The organism is Arthrobacter sp. AZCC_0090 (assembly GCF_014207375.1).
Classification (GTDB): domain Bacteria; phylum Actinomycetota; class Actinomycetes; order Actinomycetales; family Micrococcaceae; genus Arthrobacter.
In genome coordinates this window covers 43,977-56,441 of sequence record NZ_JACHEE010000014.1, presented here as the reverse complement: position 1 = coordinate 56,441, position 12,465 = coordinate 43,977, and the positions used below count along the sequence as shown (strand labels likewise).

The window sequence follows — 12,465 nt, the reverse complement described above, 5'->3', positions numbered from 1 at the left end:
GGTTGGTTGGGGGTGAAGACGCACAAAGTAATGTATCCCTCGAGCTTCGGCACAAACGCGGATTTGGAGGTCCAGCACGGACTGTTTGGGAAGTGTTCACGTTCCGCTAGCGACCTCTTGCGGGACGGTCGAAGCCGTATTCATGTCCCCTCCGACCGTGTGACAACAGGTCCAAGAGCCGCATCGGCTAAACTTGGCTGGTAAGAGCCCCGGAACTCTTGCTGATCCCGCCGGTGAACTTTTGCGAAAGTCTGCAGGCAGGGCCGAAAGATTCGGGGCGTTCTCATGTACGGCGCTGAGCCTTGGTGACCCCGCCAGGACCGGCCCGAAAGAATGGGGGAGGATCCCATGCCAGCTATCGTGATCGTCGGAGCCCAATGGGGCGACGAAGGCAAAGGCAAAGCAACCGACCTGCTCGGTGGCCGCGTTGACTACGTGGTCAAGCCCAACGGCGGCAACAACGCCGGGCACACCGTTGTGGTGGGCGGTGAGAAGTATGAGCTCAAGCTCCTTCCTGCCGGCATTCTGAGCCCGAACGCGATTCCGATCATCGGCAACGGCTGCGTGGTGAACCTCGAGGCGCTGTTCCAGGAGATCGATGGACTGGAAGCCCGCGGCGCGGACACGTCCCGTTTGCGCGTCTCAGCCAATGCCCACCTCGTAGCGCCGTACCATCAAGTGTTGGACAAGGTCACGGAGCGCTTCCTCGGCAGCCGAGCCATTGGCACCACAGGCCGTGGAATCGGCCCGGCCTACATGGACAAGGTGGCCCGCTTGGGCATTCGCGTCCAGGACGTCTTCGACGAATCGATTCTCCGCCAGAAGGTGGAAGGCTCGCTGCGCCAAAAGAACGAGCTCTTGGTCAAGGTCTACAACCGCCGCAACGTGGTGGTAGACGAGATCGTGGAGTATTTCCTGTCCTACGCCGAGCGCCTGCGGCCGCTGGTCATTGACAGCACCCTGGTCCTCAACAACGCTCTGGACGAGGGCAAGGTGGTCCTCATGGAAGGCGGCCAGGCCACGTTCCTGGACGTCGACCACGGCACCTACCCGTTTGTGACCTCCTCCAACCCGACTGCTGGCGGCGCGTCCGTCGGCTCGGGCATCGGACCCACCCGGATCTCGCGCTCCATCGGCATCATCAAGGCCTACACCACCCGTGTGGGCGCCGGTCCGTTCCCCACGGAGCTCTTCGACGAGATGGGCATGTACCTGCAGAAGACCGGTGGCGAGTTTGGCGTGAACACCGGCCGTCCGCGCCGCTGCGGTTGGTACGACGCCGTTCTGGCGCGCCATGCTTCCCGCGTCAACGGCTTCACGGACTACTTCGTCACCAAGCTGGACGTGCTCACCGGCATCGAGCAGATCCCCGTCTGCGTGGCCTACGACGTCGACGGCGTCCGCCACGACGAAATGCCAATGACCCAGACCGAGTTCCACCACGCCGTGCCGATCTTCGAGTACTTCGACGGTTGGACCGAGGACATCACCGGCGCCAAGACCCTGGAAGACCTCCCCGAGAACGCACGCAATTATGTGCTGGCCCTTGAGAAGCTCTCCGGCACGCGCTTCTCCGCGATCGGCGTCGGGCCGGACCGGGACCAGACGATCGTGGTGCACGATCTGATCGAGGATTAGACACCAAAGCCAAATCACGACGGCGGGTCGCCCTTTCAGGGGGCGGCTCGCCGTCGTGCGTTGAAGCTATTTGGAACCCAATATCTTCCTGCTTCCGATCGATGACTTGAGCTGGACAAACGTGATGAGGGTGTTCAGCTGTTGAGTGCAAGGACCCTTGTTGGGTGTGCCAAGGATGGTGATCGTGATGGTCTCTGCGGTTTCGGCGATTCTTGCCCGGTTGGGAGCGCTGCACTCGAAATTTGAGGTTGTTAAGTACACCCGATTGTCCGTATCATCGATTCGATTCAGGGTCCATGGCAGAATTGGCGAGCCATCCTCGGGGCCGGTCTCGATGGGCATCCCGGCGTTCGTGCTGGTCGGGGTGGAATCCGGGTATGGTCCGAGTGCGTTTTGATCGTTCCGACCGCAGCTGAGGAGCGTCCCTGCGAGACACACGGACACGGTCAGGGTCACAGTGCGTGCGCCTCGCGAGCGTGCTGACTTAACAATGGGCAACCGACACTCCAAAGGTACTGGGCACGTTGTTGATATGGGTGAAGTAAAGCTGGGTTCCACCCAACCTTAGGCCTTGATCAACGCCAAAAACGGGCTCGAAAAAAACTTTTGGAATACGCGTAACCCTTTGGGGTGCCCCGACGATTACCTCTTTGAAAGGCCGAGCTGAAATTTGTCCCCCATCAGGTTTCAGCTCGGCCCTTTTCATGTCTGAAGGGTTTCGTGGATGTACACAGTCCGGGAGAGGCGAGCCTCCGGAACGGAAAGCCGGTCCTTGGGCTTCATGGGAGCAGCGGTTAAGCTAGGTGAGGTTGTCCGGCCGTGCGGCATTTCGGCGGCAACAAGGATCTCGTTTCAATCCGGACATTTGCTCCCCAACGAAAGCCACGCTTCTGTGACCGACGTCTTGACCGATGCAGCCTTGCGCGCCCTGCAGGACCGGGAAGCTGAACTGTTCAGTGCCGTGTACCAAGCCTTCGCGGGCCAGGTGCTCGGCTACCTGACAGCAAAAGGCGTCTCGGATCCTGAAGCTGTCACCCAGGACGTCTTTCTTGCGGTCCTGCCGCGTGTTGAGACCATCACCGGCGGCGTCAGTGGTCTGCGGACATTTGTATTTTCGGTAGCCCACGCCCGGATGGTGGATGACCATCGTCGGCAAAGCAGGGCCCCGGAGCACCACGAGTTTGAACCTGAGCGTGACGCTCGCCAGTCGAGTTCGGCGGAAGCCGAAGCGATGGACCGTGTTTCGCCCCGGGAAGTCATGGGCCTGCTGGGCCTCCTTCGGGAAGACCAGCGGGAAGTCCTGTCACTTCGGATCGTTGCTGGTCTGACAGTGGAACAGGCCGCCGAAATCATGGGGAAAAGCCAAGGCGCGGTCAAGCAACTGCAGCGCCGGGCGTTGAATGCACTCCGCGAGCACTCGGTAGTAAAGGAATACGTGGCCCCATGATGCGTTGGGATTGCAAGGACATTGACCGCGACGCGATCATCCACGAGCTCCTGCTTGAGGCTGGACTGGCGGACGCTCCCGCGCTCACGGACTCCTTGAAGGCGCTGGAATCGTTCGCGTCCATGCCCGCGCCGATCCCCGGCCAGGCGCTTGCTGCGCTCCTGGCCGGTACCGCCGTGGGAGTTGGCCCCGTTGCCGGAGTTGGCCTGGCGGCCGGAACCGGGGCGGCCGGAACCGGGGCGGCCACTGCCGACCCTGCGGAAGAATATCCCCTCGATGAGCTCGGCAAGCGTCGTCAGCTGCGCAAACACCGCCCTGCCGTCATTGGTGCCGCGGTCCTGACCGCCATGGGCTTGGGCATCGGGGGCGTTGCGGCCTCGAGTTCCGGATTTAGCAAGGGCACTCCCGATTTCATGCAGTCGCTGATCTCCGACTGGGCGCCGGGCTGGACCACTGCTCCGCCGTCGCTGGTACCTCCAGCCCCGGCCGGCGATTCCCCGAAGGTCACCACCCACCCGGCGCCTGTCGATCTGCCTGCTCCTGCCGTAGCACCGGAACCGGTCATCGCGCCTGTCCCCGAAGCAGCCCCGCCGCCTGCGGTTGAGCCTTCCCCGGACGTGGTGCCGTCGCCCACGGATCCCGCCGAAATGAAGGATTCACCAAAGCAGGGGACCGTGGGGCGGCCCGGAGTACCGAAGACAGCGCACACCGAGCCCAAGACGGATTCCCAAGGCGTACTCAAGCAGGCAACGGACACCTTGCCGAAATGGAGCAGCAAGGAGTTCCAGGATGGACTGCAACAGGTCCTCCAGGACAGCAAGGCCGACCCCTCGGGAAAGTCCCAAGGAGCGTCCCTGCGCTGGCTCTTCGGACTGGCCCGCTAACATCGCCTGGCACGAATCCCAGTCAATAATTCGGCCAAGTGACCCGCAAAACCACGGTAGTAGGCTTGGGGTATGACACATGTCAACGATCCGGCAGTCATCGACCGGCTTATGCGAACAAAGGGCCGCTGGGCAATCGTGGGACTCAGCACGAATGAGTGGCGCTCCGCGTTCGAAGTGGCTCTCTACATTCGCGACACCATGGGCATGGAGATCGTCCCGATCAACCAAAAAGGCGAAGACGTCCACGGCGAAACCGGCTACAAGTTCCTTGCCGACGTGCCCCTCGAACAGCCCATCGACGTCGTCGACTGCTTTGTGAATTCCTCGCGCGTTGGCGGCGTGGTGGACGAAGCAATTGCGGTGGGAGCGAAAGCAGTGTGGCTCCAGCTCGGCGTGATTGACGAGGATGCGGCGGAGCGGGCTAAGAAGGCGGGCCTGGACGTCGTGATGAACGCTTGCCCGGCGCAGATGGGCTGGCGAAGCGACAACTAGTGGCGCCTTCTGTTAACCGGCCGCTGTTACACTCCGGGGGCAATCACCCGAATTCGAAACCAGGGAACCCAATGTGCGACGACCATCCCTCCACTGCCAGCCGACGTACTGCGCTCGGCCTCCTTGGGGCATCCCTCGTGGCAGGGCTCGGAGCTTGCGCTGCTCCCGGAAACCTGTCCGGAGAAAGCCCGACGGCGGCTCCCGGCAGTGCGGGCGCCGCGCCGTCGTCGTCGGGATCGCCAAGCATCGCATCGGGCCCCACGCCTAGCCCGGGGCTCCCCAAGCGGCTCCGGCGCTCCTTTGTCCCTGACTTTGCCCTGCCGCCTATCCAAGGCGGGCTGGCTCCTGTGATCACCAAAATCCCCACCAAACATCCCGTGGTGTTCCTGACGATCGATGACGGAGTGGTCAAGTCCCCGGAAAGCGTCCGCCTCCTCGCGGAGAATGACTACCCGGCCACACTGTTCCTGACGAGCAACACGGTCCGCGACAACCCCGGGTTCTTCAAGGCGTTCATGGCGCAGGGGAGCTTGGTCGAAAACCATACGGTGAGCCACAACGTCAACATGGCCACACAGTGGGGTTACCAGCGGCAATTGGATGACATCGCGGGCATGCAGGATTTTGCCGTCCAGCAGTACGGCCGCAGGCCCACCCTGTTCAGGCCACCTGGGGGTGGCTACTCCACCACCATGAGGCAGGCAGTGGCTGCCGCGGGCCTGAAAGCGATCATTACCTGGGAGGTCAAGGCAAATGCCGGGCGCATGGACTACCAATACGGAAATTCGCTACGTCCTGGCGACATCGTCCTGATGCACTTCCGCCCCGAATTCGCGGCCGATTTTGCGGCATTCCGTTCCGCGCAACTCGCCGCCGGACTGGAAGTGGTGCTCCTGGAGGACTTCCTGGGCGTTGCGTGAGGCTGGGTCTCCGTTAGTCTCAGTGCATGGATGCTGCTACCCTTCGCCGAATCTGCCTGGGCTTCCCCGGGGTTTTTGAGGACTTTCCCTTCGGCCCGGAAACGTCGGTTTTCAAAGTCCGTTCCGCCGTGTCCGGGGGAGCCAAGCAGGAGGGCAAAATGTTCGCGGCCTCCGCCATGGACGACCATAACCTGGCGGTGAGCCTCAAATGCGATCCTGCCCTGGCTGTGCAATTGCGGGCGGCCCATCCGGAAATCACTGGCGCCTGGCATATGAACAAGACGCACTGGAATGGCGTGCGGCTGGACGGCGCACTGCCGGACACCATGGTCCGGGACATGGTGGAGGACTCCTATGACTTAGTAGTTTCGTCATTGAGCCGCAAGCAGCAGGAACAGTTGGGCTGGGCTCGCCTCGCGAAGGAGTGACACGCGGACCCTGTCCACTGCTTCGGCTAGATTGTCATTGCACCGCACCTTCCAACGCCCCGAAGCAATCAAGAGGAGCCAGATGCTTGAACAAGAGACCCTCGATGAGCTGTGGGCTTTTGAGGACCCCGCGCTGTCGGAAGCCCGCTTTCGCGAAGCCATGGAGGATCCTGCCTACGATGCTTTTGAACGGGCCGAGCTCGCCACCCAATTGGGCCGGGCCATCGGTTTGCAGGGCCGCTTCGAGGAGGCGGATGCCCTCCTGGACGGGATCGACGCCGAAGAGGAGCCGACCCTTGCGGTGCGGATTCTCCTGGAACGTGGGCGCTTGCTCAACTCCGCGGGCCACCCGGCCATGGCGGTTCCGCTCTTTGAGCAGGCGGCCGAATTGGCGGACCTCTTAGGCGAAGATTTCCTCGCCGTCGACGCGCTTCACATGCTCGCTATTGCGGACTCCGGACACCAGGAATCATGGACGCGCAGTGCGCTCGAGTACGCCTCCGCCGTCGAGCATCCCCGCACCAAACGGTGGATGGTTTCCCTGCACAACAACCTCGGTTGGGCGATGTACGACGACGGTCGCCGCACCGAGGCAATGGTGGAGTTCCAGCTCGCGGAGCAGTGGGCTGAGCGGGTAGGAACCGAGCAACAGCGGCGATTGGCCCGCGAGGCCGTTGCTGAGTGTGCAAAATCCTTGAATTTACGGGGCTAAACAGGCCGAATGACCCCTCCGGAGCGGCAGTCTCGTCAGATCACATTTTGACAAAAGTTGATTGAAACTGCCCTCAAATATTGCTTTTCAATCATTCGTGGTGAAGTATGTCACACGAAGGGCGCGTCGCAGCGGCGGTGCCCGGACCGATCGACTGCCGGCCGAGGCGCCGTCAGAGTTCGGTACTACGAGTCTCTGGAGGGTTTTAGGATGAACGTTCAGCAGCAGTCCTTTGCACGTCGTGGTTTCCTCCGCGGCGCGCTTGCCGCGGCCGTGCTTGTGCCGTTGGCCGGCTCGGTGGCCTCCTGCGCAGCCGGTGGCGGCGGAGGATCCACCGGTCCTACGGGGACCGTTTCAGATGCCAACCCATTCGGTATGGCAGACAAGTCCACCGTTGACGCGGTGATCTTCAAGGGCGGTTACGGAATCGACTACGTCGACTTCGCGGGCAAGGCCTTCGAAAGCGCACATTCGGGTTCCACCGCCAAGATTGCTCCCTCCACGGACATCGCGCAGGAACTCCAGCCGCGATTCGTTGGAGGCAACCCGCCGGACTTGATCGATAACTCCGGTGCCAAGGCAATCGGCTTCAGTGCCATCCTGCCGCAGCTTGAAGACCTCACAAGCGTCATTAATGCCAAGAACCTCGAGGGCAAGGTCATCAAGGACACCCTCTACGGCGGCGTGCTCGCCCCGGGTACTTTCGACGGCAAGCTGGCCGCCTTGAACTACGTGCTGACCGTTTACGCCATGTGGTACTCGGATTCATTCCTCAAGGACAATGGTTGGACCGTGCCGAAGACCTGGGACGACATGTACGCCCTCGGCGAGCAAGCCAAGGCGAAAGGCAAGTACCTGTTCGTCTGGGGCAAGGAAGCAGCCACTTACTACCAGGAAATGGCGATTGCTTCCGCCATCAAGGAAGGCGGCCACGACGTTCGCCTCGGCCTTGAAAACCTGAAGGCGGACGCCTGGTCCCACCCGGCCATCCAGAGCGTCTTCAAGGCCTTGGACAAGATCGTCAAGGCGGGCCACTTCAAGCCAGGTGGCTCGGGTACGCAGTTCACGGCAGCACAGGCACAGTGGAGCAACGCCCAGGAAGCCGTGTTCTACCCGTCCGGCTCGTGGATCGAAAACGAGATGAAGGACCAGACCAAGTCCGGATTCAAGATGACCGGCGTTCCGATTCCCACCGTGACCTCGGGATCCAAACTTCCTTACGAGGCAATGCACAGCGCTTCCGGCGAGCCCTTCATTGTTCCTTCCCAGGGCAAGAACGTTGCTGGCGGCAAGGAATTGCTGCGTGTCATGCTCTCCAAGGATGCTGCCACCAACTTTGCCAAGACCAAGCTCGCCCCAACCATCGTCAAGGACACCGTTCCCGCCGATGGCTTCGGCTCCACTGCCCTGGTTTCCCAGACCACCCTTCTCAATGCGGCCGGATCGAACATCTTCACGTGGAACTTTGTTGACCTCTACGGGATGAACAAGGACCAGTTGGTTGTCTGGAACACCTTCCTGGACGGAAAGTCCGACGTCGCCACCCTGACGTCGGCCCTGCAGAAGATCACCGACAAGGTCCGCAACGACAGTTCGGTGACGAAGATTGAAGTGAAGTGACTCCAGTGAAAACCCGAACGAGCCGGAACGACGTCGGCCCCACCGCCGTCGTTCCGGAAAGTGCTCCACCGGTGGTCAGGCGGAGGCGCAAGCCCCTGACGTGGGACAAGGTCAGCTTCTTTGGAGTGTTCCTTGGCCTTCCGCTGGCCATCTACATTGTGTTTGTGATTTCGCCCTTCGCGCAGGCGTTCTACTACTCCATGACCGACTGGTCCGGGTTCTCGTCCAAGATGAACTTCATCGGCCTAGAGAACTATCGCAAGATCTTCACGGACGACATCTTCATGAAGGCCTTGGGCAACAACATCCTCCTGGTGATCTTCCTGCCGATCATCACCATCATCCTCAGCCTGGTGCTGGCGACCTTGGTGACGGTGGGCGGGAGCAGCAAAGGCCAGATCAAAGGCCTGAGGAATTCCAGCTTCTACCGGGTCGTGTCCTTCTTCCCCTACACGATCCCGGCGATTGCCATCGGCATCATGTGGGGCCAGATCTACGATCCTTCCGGCGGTCTGTTGAATGGCATGCTGACCTCCTTGGGGCTTGACCAGTTCAAGTCCTATGCCTGGCTGGGTGACAAGAGCACCGCCATGATCGCCACGATGTTCGTTATCGTGTGGGGTTTCGTCGGCTTCTACATGGTGCTGTTCGTCGCAGGCATCAAAGGCATTCCGGCCGAAACCTTCGAAGCGGCGAGGATTGACGGCGCAGGGCGGTTCCGTACTGCCGTGTCCATCACTATCCCGCTGATCCGCGACAACATCCAGACCGCCTACATCTACATGGGCATCCTGGCCCTGGATGCCTTTGTCTACATGGCTGCGCTGAATCCCGGCGGTGGTCCGGACAACTCCACGCTGGTGATGGCCCAGCAGCTCTTCTTTACTGCTTTCACCAAGAGCCAGTTCGGCCTGGCTAGCGCCATGGGCGTTGTGCTGGCCATAGCCACCCTGATCTTCTCGGGCATCGTGTTCCTGGTGAACAGGCTCACTGGCGGCGACAAGGATGTGTCCAACTAATGACTAGCAAACTCGCCTCGGAGCAGCGCACCTCGCTGCACTTCAACCCGAGCAAGTCGGCCACCACCACCAGCGACAAAGTGGTGGGTGCCGTTTCGCACACAGCGCTCACCATCTGGTCGCTCATTGTGATCCTGCCCTTGCTCTGGACTTTCATGTCTTCCTTCAAGACGTCGAGCGAGATCTTCGCCTCTCCGTTCGCCTTGCCCTCGCAGTGGCGATTCGACAACTACCTCCGAGCCTGGTCCGAAGCCGGCATTGGAAGCTACTTCCTGAACTCGGTCATTGTGGTGGGATCGGCCTTGGTGATCGTCATGGTACTGGGCGCCATGTGCGCCTACGTCCTGGCGCGCTACACCTTCCCGGGCAGCAGGGCCATCTACTACCTCATGTTGGCCGGGCTGACCTTCCCGATCTTCTTGGCCATGGTTCCGCTGTTCTTCATCATGAAGAACCTCGGCCTGCTCAATACCTTGCCGGGCCTCATTCTTGTGTACGTCGGCTTCGCTTTGCCCTTCACAGTGTTCTTCCTTTTCTCCTTCTTCAAATCCTTGCCCTTCGAAATCGGTGAGGCGGCTTCCTTGGACGGAGCGGGGGAGTGGCGGACGTTCTTCCAGGTCATGTTGCCGATGGCCAAGCCAGGTCTCGCTTCCGTGGCCATCTTCAACTTCCTGGGCTTGTGGAACCAGTTCCTGATTCCGGTAGCGATCAACGCAGCCGGACCGCGCGTTCTGTCCCAAGGGCTTGCTGCCTTCGCAGGCCAGATGGGCTATGCAGTGGACTTCGGCGCTTTGTTCGCTGCCGTCACGGTTACCGTGGTTCCCGTGCTGATCGTCTACGTCATCTTCCAGCGTCAGCTTCAAGGCTCCGTGTCGCAGGGTACGTCCAAGTAGCACGACCAAGCTAAATAAGCGCCCGACGGCGGTTCTCACCTTTGGTGGGGACCGCCGTCGTGGTTTTCCTCAGCGGTGGCGCCTCTAGGCGCGGGGCGCCATCAGAGCCGCTGGTAACGGGAGCGGAACAGGGAGAAGATCCCGTAAGCCATGAGTCCGAGGCTTACGAACACCAGCACCCATCCGCCGAAGGGTTGTTGCAGGAAGGCCTTGAGCGCCGCGTCGAGGCCGCCTTGTTGGGATGGGTCGTGCGCGGCCGTGGCGATCAGGACGAGCAGTCCGACGGCGCCGAGCGCGACCCCTTTCGCGCAATAGCCCACCACGCCCAGCACAGTGAAGGCATCCCCCAAAGGCCCGCACGGTTTTCCGCGCAGGTTCTTTTCGTACCTGCGCGTGATCCCCAAGAAGACGTAGGTGCCAGCAGTTGCCAGCAACGCCGCCCCGATGATCACCAAAAGCACAGTGCCCGGGGTACTGGACATGAGGTCTGCGCTGGCCGTCCGGGATTTCTCACTGCTATTGCTCGGACGGCTGAGCGCAAAACTGCCGAAGGTCACAGCGGCCGCAGCAAAGACGATCGCCTGCCCGGCCGCCTTGAGCCTCTTTTGCAACTTCTTGGAAGCACTGCGTCCGCTCCACCCCATGACCGCGTCGCTCGCCATGTAGAGCGCTAAGACTGCGCATGCCACCAGGCCTGCCCACAGGAGGACGACGCCGCCAGGCGTGGCAGCCATCTGGGCCACCGCTCCGCTTTGGTCGGCTTGCCCGGATTCGCCCAACGCGATCCGCAAGGCAATGAACCCGACCAAGAGGTGAATCAGCCCTAGGGCGACGAAGCCCGCCCGCGCCACTGCCCGGACGGCCGGTGAATCCTTGGCATCATCGACGGCGTCCCCCACCGATTCGGCACCCTGGGACACCGCGTTGCCAGCCTTGTTCGCATCATCGTCTTTGCCCACGGATCTCCTTCGGCCTGCCTTTATCTTGCCACCGTGAGCCTCCGGAAGGGAGGGAGGGCGGCTAGTCGATACCATGGGCGCATGTGGATCGCTTGGATCGAGTTCGACATCCTCCTCGGTGAGGTATTCAGCTTGAAGGAGAAACGCTCCCTCGTGCGTCCGCTTATCGCCGAGCTGAAGCGCCGATTCGAGGTCTCCGCCGCCGAAACCGGCCACCTGGACCAACATCGCCGAGCTCTCATCGGTGCAGCGGCGGTAGCCCCGGACCGGGCGCATCTCGTGGAGGTGCTCGACGCCGTCGAACGCTTTGTTGCCGCCCGCCCGGAACTGGAGCTGCTGAGTGCCCGACGCCGGGACCTCCATAGCGAGGACTGACCCCTTTTGCATCGATTGCTGAGCAACGGTCGTTTTGAAGGCCCAAAACGACCGTTCTGGAGCAATCGATGGAGGCTGTGGATAACTTCTGCGGGGGCGGGCTCTTTTCTGTTCTGATGGGGCCATGAAAACCCCGCGTCGCCTCCCGTTGAGTCTCCAGACTCGGCCGTTCACTATTTCCGAGGCGGCGCGGGAGGGTGTCAGCCCTAGGCGTCTGCGGCACGGCTCTCTGAACAGACTCGGCAAGGGGATCCGTTCGGAGAGCCCGACGGCGGAACTCCCCTTGTACGTCCGCGTGCGCCCTTTCGTCGAGGTCAATGAGCGATGCGCCGCGTCCCACCTCACCGCGGCAGAGCTTCTTGACCTGCCGCGACGTCGCCAGAAGGAGTCAACCCGGATGTTCCACGTGATCAGACCGGAGGGTGCTGCCCATCTCAACCGTCCACACGTCGTCGTCCATCGCATGAAGCTCTATGAGGACGAGGTCACGACGGTTGATGGCGTCCTTGTCACCACCGTGGAGCGCACTTGGCTGGACATGGCCGAGATGGTGACCGTGGACGAGTTGGTGGTGATGGGGGACAGCTGTGTGCGGATGCCACGGGTTGAATTCGAAGGGCGACACGCGCCGCTGTGCACTCTCGCGGATCTTCAGCGGATGATTGATCGCCACAAAGGCAAGCGCGGCCTGCGCAAAGCCAAGGAAGCGATCCGACTGATCCGCATGGGCTCCGATTCTCCGCAGGAGTCATTGCTCCGGCTAGCCATTGTCAGGGCAGGTTTGCCGGATCCCGAACTCAACGTGCCGGTTGAGGCCGGGGACGGCGGGAGGTTCCTGCAGCCTGACTTGTCGTACAAAAAGTACAGGATCGGCATCGAGTACGAAGGCGAGAATCACGGCAACGAAGCACAGGTGGTACGGGACATTAGCCGCTCGGAACGGTATGAGGCGTTGGGCTGGACGGAGGTCCGGATCTCAAAGCGCCACATGGTGAACGATGCCAAGTCGGCCGTGGCGAAGGTCCGGACCGCACTGATCCAGGCCGGTTGGCGTCCTACCCGTTCTTAAAAACGA

13 protein-coding genes are annotated in these 12,465 nt (G+C 61.5%); 12 read left to right on the top strand and 1 reads right to left on the bottom strand.

The features are described 5' to 3' along the window. Positions 1 to 348: 348 nt before the first annotated feature. From HNP00_RS19440 to HNP00_RS19395, 10 genes are all read left to right on the top strand, one after another. A complete protein-coding gene (locus HNP00_RS19440; RefSeq protein WP_184741361.1) occupies positions 349 to 1,638 on the top strand; it encodes an adenylosuccinate synthase in 1,290 nt (429 codons plus the stop codon). 892 nt (positions 1,639 to 2,530) lie between these two features. Beyond that, positions 2,531 to 3,085: an RNA polymerase sigma factor gene (locus HNP00_RS19435; RefSeq protein ID WP_184741360.1), complete on the top strand. Its 555-nt coding sequence runs from the start codon at positions 2,531 to 2,533 to the stop codon at positions 3,083 to 3,085. Then, complete coding sequence (locus tag HNP00_RS19430) at positions 3,082 to 3,969, top strand: hypothetical protein (protein ID WP_184741359.1); 888 nt, start codon at positions 3,082 to 3,084, stop codon at positions 3,967 to 3,969. The genes HNP00_RS19435 and HNP00_RS19430 overlap by 4 nt, the downstream gene beginning before the upstream one ends. 72 nt (positions 3,970 to 4,041) lie before the next feature. After that, on the top strand, positions 4,042 to 4,464 hold the full coding sequence (locus tag HNP00_RS19425) for a CoA-binding protein (protein WP_184741358.1): 423 nt from the start codon (positions 4,042 to 4,044) through the stop codon (positions 4,462 to 4,464). Between the two features lie 71 nt (positions 4,465 to 4,535). Next, positions 4,536 to 5,384 carry a polysaccharide deacetylase family protein gene (locus tag HNP00_RS19420; RefSeq protein ID WP_184741357.1) on the top strand — a complete coding sequence of 283 codons (849 nt, stop codon included), beginning with the start codon at positions 4,536 to 4,538 and terminating at the stop codon, positions 5,382 to 5,384. A gap of 26 nt (positions 5,385 to 5,410) precedes the next feature. Then, positions 5,411 to 5,812: an MmcQ/YjbR family DNA-binding protein gene (locus HNP00_RS19415; RefSeq protein ID WP_184741356.1), complete on the top strand. Its 402-nt coding sequence runs from the start codon at positions 5,411 to 5,413 to the stop codon at positions 5,810 to 5,812. 82 nt (positions 5,813 to 5,894) lie between these two features. Continuing rightward, entirely contained in the window at positions 5,895 to 6,524 is a 630-nt protein-coding gene (locus HNP00_RS19410) for a hypothetical protein (protein WP_184741355.1), read from the top strand. A 210-nt stretch (positions 6,525 to 6,734) separates the two neighbouring features. Further along, positions 6,735 to 8,144 (top strand): N-acetylglucosamine/diacetylchitobiose ABC transporter substrate-binding protein, encoded by a 1,410-nt coding sequence (gene ngcE / locus HNP00_RS19405; RefSeq protein ID WP_184741354.1) that lies wholly within the window; start codon positions 6,735 to 6,737, stop codon positions 8,142 to 8,144. A 5-nt stretch (positions 8,145 to 8,149) separates the two neighbouring features. Then, complete coding sequence (locus HNP00_RS19400; RefSeq protein WP_311770623.1) at positions 8,150 to 9,163, top strand: sugar ABC transporter permease; 1,014 nt, start codon at positions 8,150 to 8,152, stop codon at positions 9,161 to 9,163. Further along, positions 9,163 to 10,056: a carbohydrate ABC transporter permease gene (locus HNP00_RS19395; protein WP_184741352.1), complete on the top strand. Its 894-nt coding sequence runs from the start codon at positions 9,163 to 9,165 to the stop codon at positions 10,054 to 10,056. Before HNP00_RS19400 ends, HNP00_RS19395 begins: the two co-directional genes overlap by 1 nt. Positions 10,057 to 10,157: 101 nt before the next feature. Here HNP00_RS19395 and HNP00_RS19390 read toward each other — a convergent pair whose 3' ends face one another. Continuing rightward, positions 10,158 to 11,015 carry a DUF1206 domain-containing protein gene (locus tag HNP00_RS19390; RefSeq protein WP_184741351.1) on the bottom strand — a complete coding sequence of 286 codons (858 nt, stop codon included), beginning with the start codon at positions 11,013 to 11,015 and terminating at the stop codon, positions 10,158 to 10,160. Between the two features lie 81 nt (positions 11,016 to 11,096). Here HNP00_RS19390 and HNP00_RS19385 point away from each other — a divergent pair, with 81 nt between their 5' ends. Next, positions 11,097 to 11,390 (top strand): DUF503 domain-containing protein, encoded by a 294-nt coding sequence (locus HNP00_RS19385; protein ID WP_184741350.1) that lies wholly within the window; start codon positions 11,097 to 11,099, stop codon positions 11,388 to 11,390. Positions 11,391 to 11,514: 124 nt separating this feature from the next. Then, on the top strand, positions 11,515 to 12,459 hold the full coding sequence (locus HNP00_RS19380) for a hypothetical protein (protein ID WP_260405071.1): 945 nt from the start codon (positions 11,515 to 11,517) through the stop codon (positions 12,457 to 12,459). Positions 12,460 to 12,465: the final 6 nt, after the last annotated feature.

What these genes read in the sequence shown, in the direction of transcription:
- HNP00_RS19410 (WP_184741355.1), top strand. Translation starts at nt 5,895, where the DNA reads ATGCTTGAACAAGAGACCCTCGATGAGCTGTGGGCTTTTGAGGACCCC.
- HNP00_RS19380 (WP_260405071.1), top strand. Translation starts at nt 11,515, where the DNA reads ATGAAAACCCCGCGTCGCCTCCCGTTGAGTCTCCAGACTCGGCCGTTC.
- HNP00_RS19415 (WP_184741356.1), top strand. Translation starts at nt 5,411, where the DNA reads ATGGATGCTGCTACCCTTCGCCGAATCTGCCTGGGCTTCCCCGGGGTT.
- HNP00_RS19425 (WP_184741358.1), top strand. Translation starts at nt 4,042, where the DNA reads ATGACACATGTCAACGATCCGGCAGTCATCGACCGGCTTATGCGAACA.
- HNP00_RS19440 (WP_184741361.1), top strand. Translation starts at nt 349, where the DNA reads ATGCCAGCTATCGTGATCGTCGGAGCCCAATGGGGCGACGAAGGCAAA.
- HNP00_RS19395 (WP_184741352.1), top strand. Translation starts at nt 9,163, where the DNA reads ATGACTAGCAAACTCGCCTCGGAGCAGCGCACCTCGCTGCACTTCAAC.
- HNP00_RS19420 (WP_184741357.1), top strand. Translation starts at nt 4,536, where the DNA reads ATGTGCGACGACCATCCCTCCACTGCCAGCCGACGTACTGCGCTCGGC.
- ngcE (WP_184741354.1), top strand. Translation starts at nt 6,735, where the DNA reads ATGAACGTTCAGCAGCAGTCCTTTGCACGTCGTGGTTTCCTCCGCGGC.
- HNP00_RS19430 (WP_184741359.1), top strand. Translation starts at nt 3,082, where the DNA reads ATGATGCGTTGGGATTGCAAGGACATTGACCGCGACGCGATCATCCAC.
- HNP00_RS19385 (WP_184741350.1), top strand. Translation starts at nt 11,097, where the DNA reads ATGTGGATCGCTTGGATCGAGTTCGACATCCTCCTCGGTGAGGTATTC.